Origin of the sequence: Micromonospora sp. ANENR4, assembly GCF_015354395.1 — a bacterium.
In the GTDB taxonomy this organism is placed as follows: domain Bacteria; phylum Actinomycetota; class Actinomycetes; order Mycobacteriales; family Micromonosporaceae; genus Micromonospora; species Micromonospora aurantiaca.
The window spans coordinates 337317-358114 of the sequence record NZ_JADKYQ010000006.1; the positions used below are offsets into that span (position 1 = coordinate 337317).

Genomic DNA, 20798 nt, shown 5'->3' on the forward strand with positions numbered 1-20798 from the left:
CGAACCGGTCAAACTCGCCCCAACCCCGCTCAGGCCCGGGCCGGGAGCGTGGCCCGGCGGGCCCGGACGGCCTGGGCCAGGTGCTCCAGCACCTCGGCCGTGGTGTCCCAGCCGATGCAGGCGTCGGTGACCGACTGGCCGTACGTCAGCTCCCGGGTCGGGTCCAGGTCCTGCCGGCCGGGCACCAGGAAGCTCTCCAGCATGATGCCGGCGATCCCGCGCTGACCGGCGGCGAGCTGGGCGGCCACGTCGGCGGCGACCAGCGGCTGGTTGCGGTGGTCCTTGCCGCTGTTGGCGTGGCTGGCGTCGACCACCACCCGCTCCGGCAGGCCCGCCGCCCGCAGCAGCTCCAGCGCCCCGGCCACCGACTCCGCGTCGTAGTTCGGCCGGCCGCCCCCGCCGCGCAGCACCAGGTGCCCGTCCGCGTTGCCCCGGGTGTGCATGATCGCCGGGGTGCCGGAGACGTCGATGCCGGGGAACACGTGCGGCACCCCTGCTGCCCGGATCGCGTCCACGGCGGTGGCGATGCTGCCGTCCGGGCGGTTCTTCATGCCGATCGGCATGGACAGCCCGGAGGCGAGCTGCCGGTGCACCTGGCTCTCCACCGTCCGCGCGCCGATCGCGCCCCAGGCCACCGTGTCCGCGATGTACTGCGGGGTGATCGGGTCGAGGAACTCGCAGCCCACCGGCAGGCCCAGCCGCAGCACGTCGAGCAGGAGCGCCCGCGCGGTACGCAGACCGGTGTTCACGTCGCCGGAGCCGTCCAGCGCCGGATCGTTGATCAGGCCCTTCCAGCCCACAGTCGAACGCGGCTTCTCGAAGTAGACACGCATCACCACGAGCAGGTCGTCGGCGACCCGGGCGGCGGCCTCGCGCAGCCGGCCCGCGTACTCCAGGGCGGCGGCCGGGTCGTGCACGGAGCAGGGGCCGACGACGACGAGCAGCCGGTCGTCGGCGCGGTCCAGCACCCGGCCGACGGCACGGCGGCCCGCCACGACGGCCTCGGCCAGCGGGGTCTCGAGCGGCAGGTGGTGGTGCAGCAGGGCCGGGGTGGTCAGCGGCACCACACGGTCGATGCGCTGGTCGATGACCCGATGGGCGTCCTGGGACGTGGTCACGGTGGGGATTCCTTCCGCCGACCGTGCCCCCGTGCCGGGTCCGGGGGATCGAGCCGGCTGCTCGCATACGAAAGGGCAGGGAAAAGAATCCCTGCCCGGCCGGCTCGAAGAGGTAAGTGACGTCAGCTCATGGTCGAGTCACCGGCTCCTCCAGCCGGCTGCCTAAACCATCGATACGACCGCGTCACGTCGGCCAGCGTACCCGACGCGCGGCGGAAAGCCCGCTGTCGTTCCGAAGTGCGGAACGCGGGGTATGTGATCGGCATGACCACGAGCCATGACCCGAGCGACCAGGAACGGATCGAGTCCCGAGCGCATCTGCTGCCGGAGGAGGCGGCGGCGGGCAGCGACGACGCCGAGGCGCAGGCCGACGCGATCCTCACCGAGTCCGACATCCGCGAGGCGGACCAGAACGCCGCCCCCGACACGGTGCTGGAGCACCGCACCTCCGAGCAGACCGTCACCCCCGTCGAGCCGCCCGACTGAGCCCGGCGCCCCGGGCCCGGCGGGAACCCCGGTAACTGTCGTCCCGCAGCCGGGCCAGCGGGCCGGCCAGACGCAATCCCGGCGGCACGTTGCCGATCGGGTCGAACGCGAGCGCGGCGTCCTCGGCGGCGCCGCGCTCGTCGTCGAGGCGTACCTCGCCGAACGGCCGCCACCGGCCCACCGCCGAGGCGACCGCCAGCACCAGCCGGGGCTCGTCTGCCGCGACCGCCGCGCCCACCCCGGCCAGGCCGCGACCCAGGTCGGGTGACTCCGGGTCGGCCAGCACGGCCAGGAACAGCCGCCGCCCGCCGGCCCGGAACGGCATGATCGACGTGTACGTCCCGGTGAAGCGCCGCCGGGGCAGCGGCAGGTTCCGCAGCACCGGCGCGGCGCCGCTGGAACTCCACAGCAGGTCCACCGGCGGCTCCGGGTCGCGGTGCAGCCGTACCGCCACGCCCAGCACGTCCGGCCAGCCACCCGGCGTCGGCACGCCCTTGGACAGGCGGATCGTGGCCGGCCACCGGCCCGGCAGGTCGAGCAGCGGCACCCCGGTCGGCGGTCCCGGCGTACCCCAGATCCGGGTCTCGCCGGCGAACGTGCGCCCGGCCGGGTGCAGCAGCCGGGCGTGCCGGAGCCGGGCCAGCGCGGCGGCGGCGCGCTCGACGGCGGAGGGTGTGGTGGCGGCCATGCCCGCACGGGTACCCCGGCGCGCACCGACGATGCTCCGGCGCGCGTGTCACCTTTCCGCCGCCGGGATCGGATAGCGTCGTCTCATGCCCGACAGCGGTTTCCCCTGGCCGATCGAGACGACCCGACTGGACAACGGCCTGCGCGTGGTGGTGAGCGAGGACCGCACCGCCCCGGCCGTGGCGGTCAACCTCTGGTACGACGTGGGCTCACGCCACGAGCCGGCGGGACAGACCGGCTTCGCCCACCTCTTCGAGCACCTCATGTTCGAGGGCTCGGTGAACGTGGCGAAGACCGAGCACATGAAGCTGATCCAGGGCGCGGGCGGCTCGCTCAACGCGACCACCAACCCGGACCGGACCAACTACTTCGAGACGGTCCCGGCCGAGCACCTGGAACTGGCGCTCTGGCTGGAGGCCGACCGGATGGGCGGGCTGGTGCCGGCGCTGACCCAGGAGACGCTGGACAACCAGCGCGACGTGGTGAAGAACGAGCGCCGCCAGCGCTACGAGAACGTGCCGTACGGCGACGCGTGGCTGCGCCTGCTGCCGCTGCTCTACCCGCCGGGCCACCCGTACCACCACGCCACGATCGGGTCGATGGCCGACCTGAACGCCGCCGACCTGGCCACCTTCCAGGAGTTCCACAGCACCTACTACGCGCCGAACAACGCGGTCCTCACCGTGGTCGGCGACACCGAGGCGGCGGAGGTGTTCGGGCTCGCCGACAAGTACTTCGGCGGCCTGGCCGCGCGGGCCGACATCCCGGCCGCGCCGGACGGCCGCACCGTGCCCGCCACCGGCAGCCCGGCGGTGGAGATGGTCACCGCCGACGTGCCCGCCCCCCGCGTCTACGTCGCGCACCGCACCCACCCGTTCGGCACCCAGGGGTACGACGTGACGACGGTGCTGGCCACGGTGCTCGGCAGCGGCCGGGGCAGCCGGCTCTACCAGCGACTCGCCGACGGTGAGCGGATCGCCCAGCCGGACCTGGTCGGCGCGTACGGGGTGGACCTGGCGCACGCGCCCGCCCCGCTGATCGCCACCGCCACGGCCCGGCCCGGGGTGAGCGCCGAGCGGCTGCGCGACGGGCTCGCCGACGTGGTCGACGAACTGGCCACCGTGCCGGTGACCGCCGCCGAGCTGGACCGCGCCAAGGCGCTGCTGAGCACCATGTGGTGGCGGCAGATGTCCACCGTGGACGGACGGGCGGACACGCTCGGCCGGTACGCCACCCAGTTCGGCGACCCGGCCCGCGCGGCCGACCGGCTGCCGGCCTGGCTCGCGGTGACCGCGGAGCAGATCGCCGAGCAGGCCGCCGAGCTGCTCGGCGCCGCCGACCGGGTGATCCTGTCCTACCTGCCCGAGGAGAAGTGATGTCGCTGATCGCCACCCGTCCCGGCCCCGGCGCCGCCCGCGCCTACCGGTTCCCGCAGGTGGTCCGGCGGACGGTGGCCGGCGGTCAGGTGGTCGCCGCGCACCTGCCCGGGCAGAATCTCGCCGTCGCGCTGCTGCTGCTCGACGGCGGCGCGGGCCGGGAGCCGGTCGGCAAGGAGGGCCTCGGCGCGGTGCTGGCGAAGGCGCTGGAGGAGGGCACCGCGCAGCGGGACGCCACCGCGTACGCGCTGGCCATCGAGGCGCTCGGCACCGAGCTGTCGACCGGGCTGGACTGGGACTCGTTCCAGGTGAGCGTGCAGGTGCCGGTGGACCGGCTGACCGCCGCCGTGGAGCTGCTGGCCGAGGCGGTCCGTACGCCCCGGCTCGACCCGGCCGACGTGCGGCGGGTCCGCGACGACGAGGCGACGGCGCTGCGGATGGACTGGGCCAACCCCGGCCCGCGCGCCGACGCGGTGCTGCGGGCCGAGCTGTTCGGCGCGCAGCACCGGTGGGGCCGCCCGCTCTACGGCGACCCGGACAGCGTGGCCGCGCTGGAGGTGGACGACGTCACCGTCTTCCACTCGGAGTGGTTCATCCGCCCCGGCACGCTCGTCGTCGCCGGTGACCTGGAGCGGATCGACCTGGACGCGCTCGCCGCGACGGCGTTTGCCGGGGCCGGCGGCGGCCCGGTGGAACGCGGCGGTCCGATCGACGTGCCGCTGGCCGGGCAGCGCCGGATCATCCTGGTGGACCGGCCCGGCTCGGTGCAGTCGACGCTGCGGCTGGGCCACCCGTCCCCGCACCGCGCCCACCCGGACCACGTGCCGATGACGCTCGCCGGCACCGTGCTCGGCGGCGCGTTCACGTCCCGGCTCAACCACCTGATCCGCGAGGTACGCGGGTACACGTACGGGATCCGGGGCGACTTCGCCTCGTCCCGGCGGTTCGGCCGGTTCGCGGTCAGCTCCGGCGTGCAGACCGCGGTGACCGCCCCGGCGCTCGTCGAGTCGGTGGGCGAGATCTCGCGTACCCGGCTCACCGGCGTCACCGAGGACGAGCTGGAGGTGGCGCGTTCCTGGCGGGCCGGGCAGCTCTCGGTCGAGTTGCAGAGCCCTCGAGCCATCGCCGCGGCCCTGACCACGCTCGTCGTGCACGACCTGCCGGACGACTACCACGCGCGGCTGCGTGAGCAACTGCTCGCGGCGACCGTCGAGGACGTCTCCGCCGCCGCGGCGACCTACCTGCACCCCGAGTCGCTGACCATGGTGATCGAGGGGGACGCGGCGGTCATCCGGGACGAGCTGGTCGCCAGCGGTCTCGGTGAGGTGGTCGACCACACCTGACCGGACGGGGCGGCGGGCCTGTGATTCCCGTCGCCCCGCATCCGTGCGGTGGGAAACGTTTCCCACCCGCGCCGCCCGGCTGGGTAGCCTCGCGGGCATGAGGATCGGCATTGTGGGAGCCACCGGCCAGGTCGGTGGCGTCATGCGGCAGGTGCTGGCGGAGCGCGAGTTCCCGGCGGAGCAGGTGCGCCTGTTCGCCTCGGCCCGGTCGGCCGGGCGCACGCTGCCCTGGCGCGACGGCGAGGTCACCGTGGAGGACGCGGCCACCGCGGACTACCGCGGCCTGGACATCGTGCTCTTCTCGGCGGGCAAGGGCACCGCGAAGGAGCTGGCTCCCCGGGTCGCGGAGGCCGGCGCCGTGGTGATCGACAACTCCTCGGCGTTCCGGATGGACCCGCAGGTGCCGCTGGTGGTGGCCGAGGTCAACCCGCACGCGATCGCGGACCGCCCGAAGGGCATCGTGGCCAACCCGAACTGCACCACGATGGCCGCCATGCCGGTGCTGCGCCCGCTGCACGACGAGGCCGGGCTGGTCAGCCTCGTCGTCGCCACCTACCAGGCGGTCTCCGGCGCCGGCCTGGCCGGCGTGGCGGAACTGGACGAGCAGGTCCGCAAGGTGGCCGAGGACGCCGCCGGGCTCGCCTTCGACGGCGGCGCGGTGGAGTTCCCGGCGCCGCGCTCGTTCGCCCGCCCGATCGCCTTCAACGTGCTCCCGCTCGCCGGCTCGATCGTCGACGACGGCTCCTTCGAGACCGACGAGGAGCAGAAGCTGCGCAACGAGAGCCGCAAGATCCTGGAGATCCCCGGCCTCAAGGTCTCCGGCACGTGCGTGCGCGTCCCGGTCTTCACCGGCCACTCGCTGCAGATCAACGCCCGGTTCGCCCGGCCGATCGACCCGGCCCGGGCCCGCGAGCTGCTCGACGGCGCGCCCGGCGTGGCGCTGCGCGACGTGCCGACGCCGCTGGAGGCGGCCGGCCAGGACCCGACGTACGTCGGCCGGATCCGCGCCGACGAGACCGTCGAGCACGGGCTCGCGTTGTTCTGCGCCAACGACAACCTGCGCAAGGGCGCGGCTCTCAACGCCGTGCAGCTCGCCGAGCTGGTCGCCGCCGAGCGCTGACCCGTCGGGCGTCCGTGCCCTGCCACCCGGCACGGACGCCCGCACAGCGGGTATGCCCGCCGGGTCGCCGGCCGCCCGCGCCGGCAGGCGGGGGTGCAGATGACGGCTGAAGGGGACACCGAGTCCGCCGGGATGCGTTCGGACACGGGCCGGGCTGTCGGGTTCAGCGACGCGGTCTTCGCCATCGTCATCACGCTGCTGGTGCTCGACCTGCGGGTGCCCGAGACGGCGCCGGGCGGGATGCTGCGCGCGCTGCTCGACCAGTGGCCGGTCTACCTCGCCTACGTCACGTCCTACCTGTACGTGGCGGTCAACTGGCTGAACCACAAGGGGACGTTCCACCGGGTCCGCTGCGCCGACCGGGGACTGCACTGGGCGAACCTCGGCGTGCTGTTCAGCGTGGCGCTGCTGCCGTTCGTCACCGCGCTCGTCTCCCGCGCCGTGGAGGCGGGCGACGTCTTCGACGAGCGGGTTGCCGTGTCCGCGTACGCGCTGGTCGGCGTGATCCTGTCGATCACCTGGCTGTGGCTCTACCACTACCTGAGCCGGCACCGGGAACTGCTGGAGCCGCACGTCCCCGCCCGGTTCTTCGAGGCCGAACGCGTCCGGGCCCTGCTCGGCGTGCTCGCGTACGCGATCGCCGGTCTGGTGGGCGTGCTGCTGAGCGTGCCGGCGGCGCTGGTGGTGCTCCTGCTGCTGCCGATCTTCTACGGGCTGTCCAGCAACGGCTCCTACGACCTGCGCCGGCGCCTGCACCCCCGGCGGTGACGCGGGCGTTACCCCGCCTGCGGCGGCGGGTAGACGGCCGTGCCGACACCGAGAGGGGAAGCACCATGACAACGGTCGGAGAGTTCATGACGACCCGGTTGGTGACGATGGACGGCAACGACACGCTCATCGCCGCAGCGCAGGAGATGCGCGACAGCGCCATCGGCGACGTGGTGGTGACCGACGGCGACAACGTGGTCGGCATCGTGACGGACCGGGACATCACGGTACGGGGCGTGGCCGAGAACATGGACCCCACCGCCACCCGGCTCAACCAGATCACCAGCAAGGACGTGGTGACGGTGAGCCAGTACGACGACGCGGTGGCCGCCGCCGACCTGATGCGCACGTACGCGGTCCGCCGCCTCCCGGTGGTCGACGACGGCCGCCTGATCGGCCTGATCTCGATGGGTGACCTGGCGGTGGAGCGGGAACCCCAGTCGGTGCTCGCGGACATCAGCGCCGACGACCCCAACAACTGACCTGTCCGCCGCGATGACGCCGGCTCCCGGTTCGGGGGCCGGCGTCGCGCGTGCACGCGGTGGCGCCGCGTTCACCCGCTTCGGGCGAGGTTGGCCGCGGAACGGGTGGGGACACGGGCCACGGACAGGGAGACCGCGGATCGCGGGAGGAGTCGCCCGGATGGTGGACATGACCACGAGATTCTTCGAGGACCTGGATCGGCGGGGGTTCGAACCCTTGCTGGTCAAGACATCCGGAACGCTCCGCTTCGACCTGCACGAGGGTCCGCACACCACGCACTGGCTGCTGGAGATCGATCACGGCAAGCTGCGGGTCCGGCAGGAGGACGGCGAGGCGGACACGGTGGTGGGCACCGAGCCGCGCCTGTTCGCCGAGCTGGTCGGTGGTGAGGAGAACGCCATCGCGGCGCTGCTGCGCGGCGACATGACTGTCGTCGGCGACCTGCGGCTCGTGCTTCAGGTCGAGCGGGTCTTCCCCGGCCCGCCGGACTCCCGGGGACCGCACCACACGTTCGGCGGGAGGGGTGCCTGATGCCCGGCAGCGGCAACACCGTCCGGATCCTGGACGGCAACACGTTCGTGGTCAGCGAGGACACCGGCGACATCGAGGCCACCCCGAGCGAGCCGACCGGTCTGTTCTCGCTCGACACGCGCTACCTGTCGAAGTGGGTGCTCACCGTCAACGGCGAGCGCCTCAACGCGCTGTCCTACGACGACCTCCAGTACTACGAGGCCCGGTTCTTCCTGGTACCCGGCATGGCCACGCACTACGTCGACGCGAAGCTGTCGGTCATCCGGGAACGGGCGGTCGGCGGCAGCTTCCGCGAGACGCTGACCATCCTCAACCACGACGAGAAGCCGGTCGACCTGGAGGTCCGGATGGACGCCGGGTCCGACTTCGCCGACCTGTTCCAGGTCAAGGACGAGATCCTGAACAAGAAGGGCGAGCACTACGCCGAGGCCGAGTCGGACCGGCTGCGCCTGGGCTACCGGCGCGGCAACTTCCGGCGCGAGACGCTCGTCTCCGCCAACCAGCCGGCCCGCTACGACCAGCGCGGCTTCGCCTGGAGCATCCGGCTGGAACCCAACGAGCAGTGGGACGCCGTCATCGACGTGCAGACGTTCGCGATCGGCCCGGGCGGCCGGGACCTGCGGATGGGGCTGCGCGCGCACGGCACCGAGCGGCTCGCGCTCCAGCACGACCTGGAGGAGTGGATCAGCCGGGCTCCGAAGCTGAACAGCGAGCACGAGGAACTCGCCGCGACGTACCGGCGGAGCCTCGTCGACCTCGCGGCGCTGCGCTTCTCGCCGCTGTCGCTGGGCGGGCAGACGCTGCCGGCTGCCGGTCTGCCCTGGTTCATGACCATGTTCGGCCGGGACAGCATCCTCACCTGCCTGCAGGTGCTGCCGTTCGCGCCGGAGATGTCGAAGACCACGCTGCGGATCCTCGGCGCGCTCCAGGGCACCCGGTTCGACGACTTCCGGGACGAGGACCCGGGCCGGATCCTGCACGAGATGCGGTACGGCGAGACCGCGGCGTTCGAGGAGCAGCCGCACTCGCCGTACTACGGCTCGGTGGACGCGACGCCGCTGTTCGTGGTGCTGCTCGACGAGTACGAGCGGTGGAGCGGCGACGGCGCGCTTGTGAAGGAGCTGGAACAGGAGTGCCGGTCCGCGCTGAAGTGGATCGACGACTACGCCGACCTGCTCGGCAACGGCTACATCTGGTACGAGCGGCGCAACACCGACACCGGCCTGGAGAACCAGTGCTGGAAGGACTCGTGGGACTCCATCTCGTACGCCGACGGCACGCTGCCGCCGTTCCCGCGGGCCACCTGCGAGGTGCAGGGGTACGCGTACGACGCGAAGATGCGGGCCGCCCGGATGGCCCGGCTGTTCTGGGGCGACCCCGCGTACGCCGATCAGCTGGAACGCGAGGCGGCGGAGCTGAAGCGGCGCTTCAACAACGACTGGTGGGTCGCCGATCGCGGCTTCTACGCGCTCGCCCTGGACCCGGACGGGCGTCAGTGCGACGTGCTCAGCTCCAACATGGGCCACCTGCTGTGGAGCGGGATCGTGGACGACGAGCGGGCGCCGAAGGTCGCGGAGCATCTGGTCGGTCCCCGGCTCTGGTCCGGCTGGGGGGTGCGGACGCTGGCCGAGGGTGAGGTCCGCTACAACCCGATCGGCTACCACAACGGCACGATCTGGCCGTTCGACAACTCGTTCGTCGCCTGGGGTCTGCGCCGGTACGGCTTCGCCGAGGAGGCCGCCACCGTCGCCAACGGCATCCTCGACGCGGCCACCTACTTCGACGGCCGGCTGCCGGAGGCGTTCGGCGGCTACCAGCGCGAGCTGACCAAGTTCCCGGTGGAGTACCCGACCGCGTGCAGCCCGCAGGCCTGGTCCACCGGTGCACCGCTGCTGCTGCTGCGCACCATACTCGGGCTGGAGCCGCACGAGCAGCACCTGGCTGTCGACCCGCGGCTGCCGGTGGGCATGGGACGGATCGAGGTGCTTGACATCCCGGGCCGCTGGGGCCGGGTGGACGCGTTCGCCCGGGGCCGGCTCAACCTCGAGGAACTGGCCGACTGAGCCCGGTCAGTGCCCGGGCGGCGACGCGTCGTGCGCCTCGTTCGGCGGGAGCAGGCAGAACTCGTTGCCCTCCGGGTCGGCCAGGACGGTCCAGCGCGGCAGCTCACGCACGACCGTCGCGCCCGCCTCCAGCACCGCGGCCCGCTCCTCGGCGTCGCCGACCAGGTCCAGGTGGATCCGGCCGGGCTCGGGCAGCGTCTCGGCCGGGCTGATCCACAGGTCCGGGCGCCGCCCGTGCGGGTCGCGCAGCAGCACCGCCTCCGTCGGCGCGAGCGTGCCCTCGGCGAGCTTCACCCGGTCCGCCTCGACCACCGGCAGCCCGGTGACCGCACTCCAGAACGGGGCGAGCAGGTAGGGGTCGCGGCAGTGGATGACGATCGCGGCGAGGTCGGGCATGCCTCGAACCTAGTCGCCCGCGCCTGCGGGCAGGACGCTGTCCAGGAACGCGGCGGCGGCCGCGATCAGGTCGGGCCGGGCCAGGTCGAGCGCGTGACCGCCGTGTGTGAGCCACAGATGCACCGGGTGACCGGCGGCGAGCAGCCGGCCGGTCAGCTCCACCGGCTGGGCGGCCGGCACCGCCACGTCGTCGCGGCCCTGCACCAGCAGCACCGGCACGCCGGAGCCGACGTGGGTGGCGACTGTCGCGCCGACGGTGGCCGGGTCGCCTGCGGCCGGCGGGTGGCCCAGCAGGTCGGTCCACGGGTCGTCGCCGGGGGCGCGCCGGCGCCGCTGCTCCGGGTCGAGCGGGTCCACGGGGGCCCAGTACGCGAGCACGCCCGTCACGTCGCCGGGCCGGTCCACCCCACGCAGGCCGAGCTGTAGGGCCAGCATCCCGCCGGCCGAGTCACCGGCCACCAGCAGCGGCAGGCCGCCCGCCGCAGCCCGGGCGGCCCGGGCCGCGTCGCGGACGTCGTCGAGCTGGGCGGGCCAGCGCGCCTGGTGGGAGAACCGGTACGTGGCCTCGACCACGCGCAGCCCGAGCGCCGCGAGCGCCGCCCCGTCCTCCTCGGCGCGGGCCCGCCAGCCACCGCCGTGGATCCAGAGCAGCACCGCGCGTTCGGGCATGTCGCCATCGTCGCCGCACCCGCGTCGGTGCGCGACCCGGGTCTGCCGAGGGCAGATCGGCCCTACGGTCGCGTAACCTACTCGGGGTAAAGTTTCGCCATGTCGGAACTCGTGTACCCACCTGTGATCACCGCCGCGAAGACGATGTTCCGGCTGCTCGACCTGCGCCTGGACGTTTCCGGCAGCGAGCACGTGCCGCACAGCGGCGGCGCGGTGCTCGCGTCCAACCACGTGAGCTACCTCGACTTCATCTTCTGCGGCTACGGCGCGCACCCGGCGAAGCGACTGGTCCGGTTCATGGCCAAGGACAGCGTCTTCCGGCACCGCGTCTCCGGTCCGCTGATGCGCGGCATGAAGCACATCCCGGTGAACCGGGCCGCCGGCGCCGGCTCGTACGCCGCAGCGGTGGGCGCGCTGCGCCGGGGCGAGGTGGTCGGCGTCTTCCCGGAGGCGACGATCAGCCGTTCCTTCGTGGTGAAGGACCTGAAGAACGGCGCGGCCCGGATGTCGCAGGAGGCGGGCGTGCCGCTGCTGCCGGTCGCGCTCTGGGGCACCCAGCGGCTGTGGACCAAGGGCCGCCCGCGCACGCTGACCCGCCGGCACACGCCGATCACCATCATCGTCGGCGAGCCGATGGACCCGGCCGCCTACCCGGACGCCACGGTCATGACCGCCGACCTGCGGAGCCGCCTGTCGGCGCTGGTCGACCGGGCCCAGCGGGAGTACCCGGACAAGCCGTCCGGCCCGGACGACACCTGGTGGCAGCCGGCCCACCTGGGCGGCAGCGCGCCGACCCCGGAGGAAGCGGTCGAGCTGGACCGGTCCGAGCGCCGCACCCGCAGCGCCTCCTGACGGCCCCCGCCCCCGCGCGCTGTGGGCTCGCGAGATCTTGGTACGAAAGGGCCCCTAGGAGGGCCGTTTCGTACCAAGATCTGTGCTGATCCCATGAATCGGGACGTTTGTCTCATGTAGTGGCGCTCAACGGGTGAGCGACAGGCCTGGAGTGCGAGTGCGCCCGAGTCGGCGACTTCGGCGGGCCATCGGCCGGCGACGACGGCGTCAGCAGGCGGAGCCGGGCTGGTCGTGGGCGGGGAACCCGGACCACGACCACGGCGATGCCTCGGCCTCCGCCGGACGGTAGTAGTCGTCGCGGGACAGGAACTCCACCGGCAGCGAGCCCGGCAGCGTCACAGTGCCCAGCGTCGGGCCGGGGGAGGCGGCCACCCGGACGGCGAGCACGTCCCGCTCCGGCGGGGACAGGTCCACCAGTTCGGCGTTCGCCAGCCGGAAACCGGCCACCGCGCGGCGTACCTGCCGGGCCAGCGCGGCCACCTGACCGACCGGGCCGGTCAGCGCCAGCGCCGGCTGCCGGATGGTGCGCAGCGCGTCGCAGACGATGCGCAGCTCGGCGGTGCCGTCGCCCGCCTCGGCCAGTTCCAGCCGGGACGGCCACTGCCAGCGGATCTGCCCACTGACCAGGCGGGACAACCGGACCGGACGCCGGTGCCGGGCGACCGCCCGGCCGTCCCGCCCGGAGACCACCGACAGATCCGAGCCGGTGCAGACGTACGCCAACCGGCGCTCGGTCACGGTGATCGTCGCCGGTGCCGGCAGCGACCAGCAGCGGACGTCCTCGGTGGGGCCGAGCAGGTGACCGGCGACGCGCAGGCAGTGCTGCCCGAGCAGGCGTTCGCCCGGTTCGGGCACCAGCTCGTAGCGCCGGTCGAGCACGGGACGGGTGGGGTCGCCGTCGGCGTCGAACCGATGCGGCCCGACGAAGAAAGGTGTGGCGTCCTCCGGCACGGTACGACCTCCCGGTGACGGTTGGCGGTACCGGTGAGCCTGCCCGATTCCTGGGGTGACTGTCATGACACCTGTTAGGGGGTCGGCCGGTCGGCCGACGCCTGCGACCGGTAGATGCCGATATCTTCCGGTCGGACGAGTCCGTCCTCGATCGCCCGGGCGAGCAGCGCCGCCTTCGTGGCGGCCGGACGGCCCGCTCGGGTGTACTTGATCCGCGCACGGTCGACGTACTGCTTCACCGTGTGCTCACTGATCTGCATCCGGCGCGCCACCGACGCCTTCGACATCGACTGGAACCACAGCAGAAGCGCCTCGCGCTCCTTGTCCGACAGGGACGGACGATCCGGACGGGCGTCCCCGACCATCGCTCCGGCCAGCGCAGGCGGCACGTACGGCCGGTCGCTCGCCGCCGCCAGCACCGTCGCCACGCAGTGCTCGCGTCCCTCGTGCTTGGCCAGGAACGCGACCGCCCCGGCGTCCAGCGCGGCGAGCATGGTCTGCGGGTCGCTGTGCTCGGAGTAGACCACCACCCGGCGCCCGGCCGCGCTCAGCTCGGCCAGCTTGTCCAGCACCATCCGGCCGTGCAGGCGCAGGTCGAGCAGCACCACCTCGGCGTCCGGTGCGGCCCGCAGCACCTCGTCCGGGTCGTCGCCGGTAGCCAGCACCCGCAACCGCGGTTCGCCGGCCAGCCAGGCGCGCACCCCGTCGATCACCACCGGATGGTCGTCCACTATCGCCACCCCGATCGGGGTGCCGGCGTTCACGTCCGCCGCCAGCGGGTCTGCGTCCATCTGATCTCCCCGTCCCGCTCGTGCAGGTGTTCCACCGGCCCGTCCCCGCCGGTCACCGGCTCGTCCGGGCCGTCGTGATCCGGCGTCACCAGGCTGACCACCACCTCGTCCGGGCCCGCCACCACGGTGAGCCGAGCCCAGCCCTCGGCCCCGGCGAGCGCCGCCGTGAGCGGGTCGGCCAGCCCACGCCGGATCTGCACCGGCAGCTCCGGTGGCGTGCCGACCGACACCAGGTCGATCGGCAGTCCGTTGCGCTCGGCCAGGTCGGCCGCCGCGCGCAGTTCGTGCAGCAGCGCGTCCGGCACGTCGTCCGACTCGGCGATCAGCCGGCGCAGCCGGGCCGCGGCCAGCACCGCGCGCCGCCGTACCGCCGGGTCGGCCGGGTCGGCGTCGCCCGCCGCCAGCCCGGCCAGCACCTCCTCGGCGGTGCCGCTGACCAGCGCCAGGCGCGCCTGTCGCTCGGTGCGGGCCCGCTCGGCCGCCTCCTGCTCAGCGGCCACGGCGAGCGTCGCCGCTGCGGTGGCCGCCCGGTCCCGGGCCTGCGCGGTGAGCGCTGCCGCGCCGACGAAGACCGCCACGGGCAGGGTGGAGGTGCCGTAGACGTACATCGCGGCGCGGCTCAGGTCGGCCGGCGCGGTCGCGCCGTACAGCACCACCGCCGCCAGCGCGATCGTGCCGTGCGCGGCGAGCATGAGCAGCAGCCAGCGCACCGGCCGCCGCCAGAGCACCAGCAGGAAGAACCAGGCCAGGCCGCCCCACACCCAGTTGGCGGTGCTGAACAGGAATCGCTCGCCGGCCCCGGCGACCACCGCCGCGTCCACCCCCAGCAGCGCCACCGCCAGCGGCCCGGCCGGCGGCAGCCCGCCGCGCAGCAGCCGTACCCCGGCCCCGACCCCGACCAGCGCGGTCACCAGCCAGCCCGCGGCCACCACGGCCGGGAAGGCCATTCCCGGCCCGGCCCGCAACACGGCGGGCAGCGCGACCGCCAGGTGCCAGGTCGCCGCGATGACGATCGCGGCGATGCGCGCGCCACCGTCGGACGCGTCGGCCACCGCGTGCGCCTCCGGCGGGGCGGTGGCCGTTCCGGAGCGCGTCGCCACCCGCGGCCGGGGCAGCGGGCGCAGCGCGTGGCCGGCCGTCACCGCCGTACCCGACTCACTCGCCATCGGACCACTCCAGCCGAATCCGGGTGCCGGCGCCAGGGGCGGAGGTCACCACCGCCCGACCGCCCACAGTGCTCATCCGGCCGTGGATCGACTCGCGCAGCCCGTACCGGTGCGCCGGGACCGTGGACGGGTCGAAACCGGGACCGTCGTCGACCACCTCGACCACGACGGTGCCGCCCTCGCGGGCCAGACGCAGCGACGCGTCCGCGCCCGGCGCGTGCCGCGCCACGTTCGCCAGCGCGGCGGCGGCGCTGTCGGCGAGCGCCGTGGCGACCTCCGCCGGCAGCCGGCACGGCGCGAGCGTCGCGGTCACCGCCGGCCCGGGCGTCGCGGCGAGCACCTCACGCAGCCGTTCGTCCAGGTCGGCCTCACCGGCCGCGGTCGCGGTCCGCGCACCGGCAAGGGCGGTGAGGGTACGCAGATCGTCCGCGCACCGCTCGCGCAACGTCGCCGAGTCGGGTACGGCACCGAGGCCGACCATGGTGAGCGTGCCCAGGACGGTGTCGTGCAGGTCGCGGTTCTGCCGCCGTTCGTCCTCGCGGGCGGCGCGTGCCACCACCGCCTCGTGCGACAGACGCTGGTAGTCGGCGAACGCGGCGTCGGCGCGGGCGATCCGGCGGCGCATCACCGCCGTCATCACCGCCGCGCTGCCGGTCTGCACCAGCAGCGTCCCGGCGTGCGCCCGCGCCTCGACCGGGTTGCCGGCGAGCGTGGTGCCGGTGACGTACGCGGCGGTGACCAGCAGGCCGGCCGGCACGGACCAGCGGGCCGGGGCGGTGGCCTGCGCGTTGATGACTGTCGAGCTGGCCAGCACCGCGATCCAGCTCGCCTCGCCGGGCAGCACCTCCGGCGCGACGAGCCACGGTACGGCGAGTGCGGCGGCGGTGGTCAGCGCCACGTCGCCGGCGACGAGCGCGCCGCCGATGCCGTGCCGCAGCGCGCGCCACGCGTACCAGACCGACCAGGCGGTGAGCACGGCGACGGCGGGGATCAGCAGCGCCACCCGCACCGGCGGCGTACGCACCGACAGCGCGACGACCGCACCGACCAGACCGCAGGTGAGCCGCAGCAGCGCGGGCAGGGTCGTGAAGATCAGGCTGAACGCGTCACCCGCCGGGCGGGCCAGCGGGGGCCGGGGCAGGGGCATGGCGGCAGCGACCGGCATCGGGGAGATGTCCTTCCGGTTGCGACCCGGCCGGGTCCGCGCGGCATAGATTGACGCTGGAGAATAACATGGTTTGTCGCAACTGGTCACCCTTGGTGCTTGACGAGTTTCGCTCCGGCGTAAAGCAGCCGGCCGCCCGGCCCGGCGGTCAGCGGCGCGCTACGGCGAGCAGGTGAGCGCTGGCCCCAAGGATCGCGGCGTCCCGCTCGAACGTCTCGGCGCAGGCCACCGCGTCGGCGAACAACCGCTCGTCCGGCCCGGTGCCGAGCGCGTTCAGCACCGGCCACAGCGGACCCTCCACCCCGTACACCTGGGGGTCGGGCAGTCCGGCCGCGACGAAGTCGGCGGCCAGTTCCTCCGGCCGGTGGAAGAACGCGGTGGTGAAGCCGGTCCGGGGATCGTTCACCCCGGTCTCGTACTCGGCGTGCAGCAACCGCCGGTTGTCCTCGTCCAGGCGGCCCTGCACGGTCAAGTCGATCAGGGCGGCGTGGCGGCTGATCGCCGCCGCCACGATCGTCCCGCCCGGCCGGGTCACCCGCGCCGCCTCACGCAGCGCGGCCACCCGGTCGGCCTGCCGCGGCAGGTGGTAGAGCGGGCCGAGCAGCAGCGTCGCGTCCGCCGCCGCGTCGGGCGACGGCAACGCGCGGGCGTCCCCCACCGACGCGGTCACCAGCGGGTACGCGGACCGCGCCGCAGCCACGTGCGCGGGCACCAGGTCGACCAGGTGCACCCGGTAACCGGCCGCGGCGAGCGGACCCGCGTACGCCCCGGGACCACCGCCGACGTCCAGCACGTCGGCCGGTGCGGCGGGCAGCAGCCGGGCGAGCAGATCCCGGGTACGTCGTGCCTCCAGCCGGCCCTGCGGCGACCCGTCGAGCCGGTCGGCCTCGACGTAGACCTCGGTGTAGTAGCGACTGACGTCCGGCTCGGCCGGTCGATGTGCGGGCATCGATCGATGGTCGCCGAGAAGTGGAGCCGCAGCATCCGGTTTACGGTTGTCGGCGACTCCTACCCTGCGGGGTATGGCATACCAGCCGGCCATGGTGCCGCCGAAGAAGTCCAAGCGAACCCTCTTCATCGTGCTCGGCGTGGTGCTGGCGATCTGCTGCTGCGGCGGTGTGCTCAGTGGCTTCTTCCTCTTCCGGGCCGTGCAGGAAGCCACCGGCCCGGCACGGTCCACAGCGGAGACGTTCGCCGAGGCGATCGTCGACCGCGACTATCCGGCCGCGTACCGCCAGCTCTGCACCCGCGTACGCGACCGGGTCAGCGAGGCGGACTTCACCCGGCAGCAGTCCTCCCAGCCGGAGTTCACCGGCTACGAGATCACCGGGCTCAACGTGTCGAACAACAACGGCCGGGTGAGCGGGGCGACGACCATCCGCTTCACCCCGGCGGTCGGCACCAACGTGACGCAGTCGTTCCCGATGGTCAAGGAGGACGGGGAGTGGCGGATCTGCGAGTGAGCCGCTGGCGCTCTCCCGCGCGCACCTGATCCACTTGTCGCATGGCCTCACCATCCACCGCACCGCTTCCGCCGGCCGTCGAGGACCGGCTCGCCCGCGAGCGCAACGTCTGGCTCTGTACGCTGCGCCATGACGGCTCCCCGCACGTCACGCCGGTGTGGTTCGTCTACGCCGACGGCGTCTGGTGGATCGGCTGCGAGGGGCGCAGCGTCAAGGCCCGCAACGTGGCGGCCGACCCCCGCGTCTCGCTCGCACTGGAGGACGGCGTCCACCCGGTCGTCGCGGAGGGCGAGGCTCGGGTGCACCGGGCCGACTTCCCGCCCGCGATCGTGGCGGCGTTCGCGGAGAAGTACGGGGGATGGGACATCCGGCAGCCCGTCACCCCGGACAGTGAACGGGTGCTGCTGGAGGTGCCGGTCCGGCGGTGGCTGCTCGCCGGCGCGGCACGCTAGTCCCCGGAGAACCCCCAGAAGTAGAGCTCGTTCGGGGCACCCGCCTCGTCGTGCAGGACGGCGTACCGGCCGAACCAGCGCTGCTCCGCCAGCGGCTCGAGCGCCTCGACGTGAGCGCGGGTCGGCCTCGCGACGCCCGCTCGGGCGAGCGCCTCGGCCTCGGTCACCCGCTGGAACGCCCCGAAGCCGGGTTCCTCGCCGTCGGCCAGCACCCGCGTCATGTCGAGGATGGAGTGTGTGCCGGACTCCTGCACCCGCTCGTCCGCCCACAGCTCCTCCTCGCTGCGGGGACGGTCCGGGAAGTCGGCGGCGGAAGCGCCGAACCCGCCCGGCACCGCCCACCAGTAGTCGCCGGCCTCGAAGACCTGTCGGCGCAGTTCGTCCAGCGCGGCCTGGGCATCCGGCTGGTACGCCACGAAGTAGGTCCATCCCGATGCGCCCACGCTTCCTCCCGGTGATCCCGCTCGTCGCCGCCACGTCCGGCGGCGCACGCGATCATGCCCGAGACCACCGACGAAACCGGCGGGTCAACGCGACCAGGATTCCTGTGCCACTGTCTCCGCCATGCGTCTGTCGTCGGGCCTGCGAGTCGCCGCGGTCGTGGCTGGTCTGCTGTCGGTCGGAGCGGCACTGCTCGCCATGCGGGAAGCGTCGCTCCTGTGGGCGGTGGTCACGCTGGCGGCGCTGGCCGGCCACGCGCTCGCCGCTTCCGGTACGCCCCGGGTGCGATGGGGCGTCGCCGCCGGCGCCGGGCTGTTCGCTCTGGTGGCAGCCGCGAACCTGCTCTGGCACCGAGAACGGGTGGCGGACGCGGGCGGGCCACGGGGGAGCCAGGCGGCGACGCGGACGTACCTTGTGGAGAGCCTGCGGGAGGGCCTGGACCAGCAACGCCTGACCGCGTGGGGCTTGGCTCTCGGCGTACTCCTGCTTTCCGTTGCCGTGCCGGCGTTGCCGGCACGCGGCGGACGGCGGGGTGTGGTGACGACGGTCCTGGCGGTGGCCGTGCTCGTCTGGTGCGGGCTGAAAGTGGCGGCGGCGCCCGGCGACCCGCCGCTGCCCGAGCTGCTCCTGGCGCTGCAGCCGGCGTTGCTCGCCGCGCTCGTGACCGCCGGGGTGCTGGCGTGGTCCGGATGGCGGGGCGACCGGCGCGGGCTCCTCACGGCGGGGATGGTCCTGCTGGCGGTGGTCGCCGTGCGGGCCTGCGCGGACCTCGCCTCCGCGTGGGCGAGTCGGTGGACGTTTGTCGAGCCCGCCAGGGACGCCTTCCTGCAACCGGGATTCATGGTGAGCGTGGGTGGCTCGGCGGGAGGTGCCCTTGAGGTGTCCTCGGCAGTGGAGACGGCTGTCGCGCTCGGCGGCGCGGGACTGGCGGTCGTCGGCGTGTTGCGTGCCTCCCGCGAGAACGCCCGTCCGTAGTCTCCCCCTTACGCGGGTGGTCGCGCCTACGGGTGCGAATCGGTGATCGCGATGACCTCGTCGAGGCGGTCCAGCGCGGCCCGCAGCTCGTCGACCTTGGCCTGGATGCGCTCGCGCTCGGCGCGCAGCATGGCCCGCTGCGCGGGGTCGGTGTGCCCGGAGTCCCAGCACGGCAGGAGTTCCGCGATCCGGCTGCTGGTCAGCCCGGCCGCGTACATCTGCTGGATGAAGCGCACCAGCGTGACCGTGTCCGGCCGGTAGAGGCGCTGGCCGGACGGGCTGCGCCGGGGGACGAGAAGACCCTGTTCCTCGTAGTAGCGCACGGCGCGCACCGAGACACCGGCGCCGCGCGCCACCTCACCGATGCGGATCAGCCGCTCGGCTGCGGTCGTGGTCATGGTGACCCCTCTCACCCCGATCCCGGCGATCGACACTTGCCTCTGACGTTAACGTCAGGTTTTAGCGTACCTCGCATGGACATCAACCACTCGATCGCCCTCGTCACCGGAGCCAACCGCGGACTGGGCCGCGCCTTCGCCCAGCGGCTGCTCGAACGGGGCGCCCGCAAGGTCTACGCGACCGCCCGCCGCCCCGAGACCGTCGACCTGCCCGGCGTCGAGGTGCTGCCGCTGGACATCACCAGCCCCGCATCCGTACGGGCCGTCGCCGCTGCCGCCCCGGACGTCACGCTGCTCGTCAACAACGCCGGGATCCAGACCGGAACCGACCTGGTGACCGGTTCGCTGGACGCGGTGCGGCACGAGGTGGACACCAACGTGCTCGGCCACCTGGAGATGATCCGGGCGTTCGCGCCGGCACTCGCCCGCAACGGCGGAGGCGCAATCGTGAACGTGCTCTCCGCCATGTCATGGTTCGGGACCAGCGGCGCCGGGGCGTACCACCTGACCAAGGCCGCCGCGTGGGCGATGACCAACGGCGTACGCCTGGAACTCGCCGAACAGGGCACGCTCGTGACGGCGGTACACCTCGGGCTGGCCGACACCGACATGTCAGCCGGCTGGTCCGTCGACAAGATCGCGCCGTCGGACCTGGCCGACGCGGCGCTCGACGGCGTCGAGGCGGGTGCCGCCGAAGTGCTCGCCGACCAGTGGAGCCGCGACGTCAAGTCCCGGCTGACGCTGACGCCGGAGGAGTTCAACGCCGCGATGGAGCGGGCCTTGGCGGCGCTGACGGCGGCCTGAGATGTTTCGGCCGGCCCGTCCGTCAGGTCGTACTCGCGGACGGGCCTGGCTGTACTATCCCGACTCCGAATTCAGAGCTTGGCCGCTCACTGATCCTCAGCCTCGTGGCAAGGCAGCTGGCACGATAGACGGCCGTTGAGCTTGCCGCGATGCGACGGGGCACGAAGAGAGGGCCGGGGTAGCGCGCGTTTGCGGAGGGCAGATCGGCGGTGGGCAGGGCTGGCGGGGTAGCGCGCTTCATTGATCAGGGCTAACATCCTCGCGAATAAGGGCCGTGATCGCCGGTATTGCTCGTGCAGG

24 protein-coding genes are annotated in these 20798 nt (G+C 73.5%); 13 read left to right on the forward strand and 11 right to left on the reverse strand.

What is annotated here, in order from left to right:
• Positions 1 to 29: 29 nt before the first annotated feature.
• Positions 30 to 1127 carry a 3-deoxy-7-phosphoheptulonate synthase gene (locus IRY44_RS13240; RefSeq protein ID WP_194800736.1) on the reverse strand — a complete coding sequence of 366 codons (1098 nt, stop codon included), beginning with the start codon at positions 1125 to 1127 and terminating at the stop codon, positions 30 to 32.
• A gap of 255 nt (positions 1128 to 1382) precedes the next feature.
• Between IRY44_RS13240 and IRY44_RS13245 the strand changes: the two genes are divergently transcribed.
• Positions 1383 to 1604, forward strand: coding sequence for a hypothetical protein (locus tag IRY44_RS13245; protein WP_013288141.1), 222 nt, complete (start codon positions 1383 to 1385; stop codon positions 1602 to 1604).
• Here the strand turns inward: IRY44_RS13245 and IRY44_RS13250 are convergent.
• A complete protein-coding gene (locus IRY44_RS13250; RefSeq protein ID WP_194800679.1) occupies positions 1579 to 2292 on the reverse strand; it encodes a phosphodiesterase in 714 nt (237 codons plus the stop codon). The two genes, IRY44_RS13245 and IRY44_RS13250, sit on opposite strands and share 26 nt — an antisense overlap.
• A gap of 85 nt (positions 2293 to 2377) precedes the next feature.
• Here IRY44_RS13250 and IRY44_RS13255 point away from each other — a divergent pair, with 85 nt between their 5' ends.
• The 7 genes from IRY44_RS13255 (at position 2378) to IRY44_RS13285 (ending at position 9975) form a co-directional block, all read left to right on the forward strand.
• The gene (locus IRY44_RS13255) at positions 2378 to 3667 is read left to right on the forward strand and encodes a pitrilysin family protein (RefSeq protein WP_194800680.1); all 1290 of its coding nucleotides are present in this window, start codon (positions 2378 to 2380) and stop codon (positions 3665 to 3667) included.
• Positions 3667 to 5010 (forward strand): pitrilysin family protein, encoded by a 1344-nt coding sequence (locus tag IRY44_RS13260; protein WP_194800681.1) that lies wholly within the window; start codon positions 3667 to 3669, stop codon positions 5008 to 5010. Before IRY44_RS13255 ends, IRY44_RS13260 begins: the two co-directional genes overlap by 1 nt.
• 97 nt (positions 5011 to 5107) lie before the next feature.
• Complete coding sequence (locus IRY44_RS13265; protein WP_194800682.1) at positions 5108 to 6130, forward strand: aspartate-semialdehyde dehydrogenase; 1023 nt, start codon at positions 5108 to 5110, stop codon at positions 6128 to 6130.
• Between the two features lie 132 nt (positions 6131 to 6262).
• Positions 6263 to 6898, forward strand: coding sequence for a TMEM175 family protein (locus IRY44_RS13270; protein ID WP_228531971.1), 636 nt, complete (start codon positions 6263 to 6265; stop codon positions 6896 to 6898).
• A 65-nt stretch (positions 6899 to 6963) separates the two neighbouring features.
• Complete coding sequence (locus IRY44_RS13275) at positions 6964 to 7380, forward strand: CBS domain-containing protein (RefSeq protein ID WP_030502240.1); 417 nt, start codon at positions 6964 to 6966, stop codon at positions 7378 to 7380.
• A gap of 160 nt (positions 7381 to 7540) precedes the next feature.
• Positions 7541 to 7912: an SCP2 sterol-binding domain-containing protein gene (locus tag IRY44_RS13280; RefSeq protein ID WP_194800684.1), complete on the forward strand. Its 372-nt coding sequence runs from the start codon at positions 7541 to 7543 to the stop codon at positions 7910 to 7912.
• The gene (locus IRY44_RS13285) at positions 7912 to 9975 is read left to right on the forward strand and encodes an amylo-alpha-1,6-glucosidase (RefSeq protein WP_194800685.1); all 2064 of its coding nucleotides are present in this window, start codon (positions 7912 to 7914) and stop codon (positions 9973 to 9975) included. Before IRY44_RS13280 ends, IRY44_RS13285 begins: the two co-directional genes overlap by 1 nt.
• A gap of 6 nt (positions 9976 to 9981) precedes the next feature.
• Here IRY44_RS13285 and IRY44_RS13290 read toward each other — a convergent pair whose 3' ends face one another.
• Positions 9982 to 10371, reverse strand: a complete 390-nt coding sequence (locus tag IRY44_RS13290) for a VOC family protein (protein ID WP_194800686.1) — start codon at positions 10369 to 10371, stop codon at positions 9982 to 9984.
• Positions 10372 to 10380: 9 nt separating this feature from the next.
• A complete protein-coding gene (locus IRY44_RS13295; protein ID WP_194800687.1) occupies positions 10381 to 11040 on the reverse strand; it encodes an alpha/beta hydrolase in 660 nt (219 codons plus the stop codon).
• Positions 11041 to 11139: 99 nt separating this feature from the next.
• Here IRY44_RS13295 and IRY44_RS13300 point away from each other — a divergent pair, with 99 nt between their 5' ends.
• Positions 11140 to 11892 (forward strand): 1-acyl-sn-glycerol-3-phosphate acyltransferase, encoded by a 753-nt coding sequence (locus tag IRY44_RS13300; RefSeq protein WP_194800688.1) that lies wholly within the window; start codon positions 11140 to 11142, stop codon positions 11890 to 11892.
• Between the two features lie 207 nt (positions 11893 to 12099).
• On the opposite strand, the gene IRY44_RS13305 is transcribed toward IRY44_RS13300, so the two are convergent.
• The 5 genes from IRY44_RS13305 to IRY44_RS13325 form a co-directional block, all read right to left on the reverse strand.
• A complete protein-coding gene (locus tag IRY44_RS13305) occupies positions 12100 to 12843 on the reverse strand; it encodes a hypothetical protein (RefSeq protein ID WP_194800689.1) in 744 nt (247 codons plus the stop codon).
• Between the two features lie 74 nt (positions 12844 to 12917).
• Positions 12918 to 13634 (reverse strand): response regulator transcription factor, encoded by a 717-nt coding sequence (locus IRY44_RS13310; protein ID WP_013288128.1) that lies wholly within the window; start codon positions 13632 to 13634, stop codon positions 12918 to 12920.
• Positions 13604 to 14800, reverse strand: coding sequence for a hypothetical protein (locus IRY44_RS13315; protein ID WP_194800690.1), 1197 nt, complete (start codon positions 14798 to 14800; stop codon positions 13604 to 13606). Before IRY44_RS13315 ends, IRY44_RS13310 begins: the two co-directional genes overlap by 31 nt.
• Positions 14790 to 15965 carry an ATP-binding protein gene (locus IRY44_RS13320; protein ID WP_194800691.1) on the reverse strand — a complete coding sequence of 392 codons (1176 nt, stop codon included), beginning with the start codon at positions 15963 to 15965 and terminating at the stop codon, positions 14790 to 14792. Before IRY44_RS13320 ends, IRY44_RS13315 begins: the two co-directional genes overlap by 11 nt.
• 148 nt (positions 15966 to 16113) lie before the next feature.
• Entirely contained in the window at positions 16114 to 16914 is an 801-nt protein-coding gene (locus IRY44_RS13325; protein WP_194800692.1) for a class I SAM-dependent methyltransferase, read from the reverse strand.
• 73 nt (positions 16915 to 16987) lie between these two features.
• Here IRY44_RS13325 and IRY44_RS13330 point away from each other — a divergent pair, with 73 nt between their 5' ends.
• On the forward strand, positions 16988 to 17428 hold the full coding sequence (locus IRY44_RS13330) for a hypothetical protein (RefSeq protein WP_194800693.1): 441 nt from the start codon (positions 16988 to 16990) through the stop codon (positions 17426 to 17428).
• Positions 17429 to 17469: 41 nt separating this feature from the next.
• Positions 17470 to 17880 (forward strand): TIGR03618 family F420-dependent PPOX class oxidoreductase, encoded by a 411-nt coding sequence (locus IRY44_RS13335; RefSeq protein ID WP_194800694.1) that lies wholly within the window; start codon positions 17470 to 17472, stop codon positions 17878 to 17880.
• Here the strand turns inward: IRY44_RS13335 and IRY44_RS13340 are convergent.
• Complete coding sequence (locus IRY44_RS13340; RefSeq protein WP_194800695.1) at positions 17877 to 18323, reverse strand: hypothetical protein; 447 nt, start codon at positions 18321 to 18323, stop codon at positions 17877 to 17879. The two genes, IRY44_RS13335 and IRY44_RS13340, sit on opposite strands and share 4 nt — an antisense overlap.
• 121 nt (positions 18324 to 18444) lie before the next feature.
• On the opposite strand from IRY44_RS13340, the gene IRY44_RS13345 reads away from it, so the two are divergent.
• Complete coding sequence (locus tag IRY44_RS13345; RefSeq protein ID WP_194800696.1) at positions 18445 to 19296, forward strand: aminopeptidase; 852 nt, start codon at positions 18445 to 18447, stop codon at positions 19294 to 19296.
• 26 nt (positions 19297 to 19322) lie between these two features.
• Here the strand turns inward: IRY44_RS13345 and IRY44_RS13350 are convergent, their stop codons facing one another.
• Positions 19323 to 19694 carry a MerR family transcriptional regulator gene (locus tag IRY44_RS13350; protein ID WP_194800697.1) on the reverse strand — a complete coding sequence of 124 codons (372 nt, stop codon included), beginning with the start codon at positions 19692 to 19694 and terminating at the stop codon, positions 19323 to 19325.
• A 75-nt stretch (positions 19695 to 19769) separates the two neighbouring features.
• Here IRY44_RS13350 and IRY44_RS13355 point away from each other — a divergent pair, with 75 nt between their 5' ends.
• Positions 19770 to 20498, forward strand: coding sequence for an SDR family oxidoreductase (locus IRY44_RS13355; protein WP_194800698.1), 729 nt, complete (start codon positions 19770 to 19772; stop codon positions 20496 to 20498).
• Positions 20499 to 20798 lie beyond the last annotated feature (300 nt).

Bases quoted from the DNA above. Each gene is read 5' to 3' on its own strand.
- IRY44_RS13315 (WP_194800690.1), bottom strand. From the start codon at position 14,800: ATGGCGAGTGAGTCGGGTACGGCGGTGACGGCCGGCCACGCGCTGCGC.
- IRY44_RS13275 (WP_030502240.1), top strand. From the start codon at position 6,964: ATGACAACGGTCGGAGAGTTCATGACGACCCGGTTGGTGACGATGGAC.
- IRY44_RS13285 (WP_194800685.1), top strand. From the start codon at position 7,912: ATGCCCGGCAGCGGCAACACCGTCCGGATCCTGGACGGCAACACGTTC.
- IRY44_RS13255 (WP_194800680.1), top strand. From the start codon at position 2,378: ATGCCCGACAGCGGTTTCCCCTGGCCGATCGAGACGACCCGACTGGAC.
- IRY44_RS13350 (WP_194800697.1), bottom strand. From the start codon at position 19,694: ATGACCACGACCGCAGCCGAGCGGCTGATCCGCATCGGTGAGGTGGCG.
- IRY44_RS13295 (WP_194800687.1), bottom strand. From the start codon at position 11,040: ATGCCCGAACGCGCGGTGCTGCTCTGGATCCACGGCGGTGGCTGGCGG.
- IRY44_RS13335 (WP_194800694.1), top strand. From the start codon at position 17,470: ATGGCCTCACCATCCACCGCACCGCTTCCGCCGGCCGTCGAGGACCGG.
- IRY44_RS13355 (WP_194800698.1), top strand. From the start codon at position 19,770: ATGGACATCAACCACTCGATCGCCCTCGTCACCGGAGCCAACCGCGGA.
- IRY44_RS13280 (WP_194800684.1), top strand. From the start codon at position 7,541: ATGGTGGACATGACCACGAGATTCTTCGAGGACCTGGATCGGCGGGGG.
- IRY44_RS13320 (WP_194800691.1), bottom strand. From the start codon at position 15,965: ATGCCGGTCGCTGCCGCCATGCCCCTGCCCCGGCCCCCGCTGGCCCGC.
- IRY44_RS13265 (WP_194800682.1), top strand. From the start codon at position 5,108: ATGAGGATCGGCATTGTGGGAGCCACCGGCCAGGTCGGTGGCGTCATG.
- IRY44_RS13290 (WP_194800686.1), bottom strand. From the start codon at position 10,371: ATGCCCGACCTCGCCGCGATCGTCATCCACTGCCGCGACCCCTACCTG.
- IRY44_RS13245 (WP_013288141.1), top strand. From the start codon at position 1,383: ATGACCACGAGCCATGACCCGAGCGACCAGGAACGGATCGAGTCCCGA.
- IRY44_RS13345 (WP_194800696.1), top strand. From the start codon at position 18,445: ATGCGTCTGTCGTCGGGCCTGCGAGTCGCCGCGGTCGTGGCTGGTCTG.
- IRY44_RS13325 (WP_194800692.1), bottom strand. From the start codon at position 16,914: ATGCCCGCACATCGACCGGCCGAGCCGGACGTCAGTCGCTACTACACC.
- IRY44_RS13270 (WP_228531971.1), top strand. From the start codon at position 6,263: ATGCGTTCGGACACGGGCCGGGCTGTCGGGTTCAGCGACGCGGTCTTC.
- IRY44_RS13300 (WP_194800688.1), top strand. From the start codon at position 11,140: ATGTCGGAACTCGTGTACCCACCTGTGATCACCGCCGCGAAGACGATG.
- IRY44_RS13260 (WP_194800681.1), top strand. From the start codon at position 3,667: ATGTCGCTGATCGCCACCCGTCCCGGCCCCGGCGCCGCCCGCGCCTAC.
- IRY44_RS13250 (WP_194800679.1), bottom strand. From the start codon at position 2,292: ATGGCCGCCACCACACCCTCCGCCGTCGAGCGCGCCGCCGCCGCGCTG.
- IRY44_RS13330 (WP_194800693.1), top strand. From the start codon at position 16,988: ATGGCATACCAGCCGGCCATGGTGCCGCCGAAGAAGTCCAAGCGAACC.
- IRY44_RS13310 (WP_013288128.1), bottom strand. From the start codon at position 13,634: ATGGACGCAGACCCGCTGGCGGCGGACGTGAACGCCGGCACCCCGATC.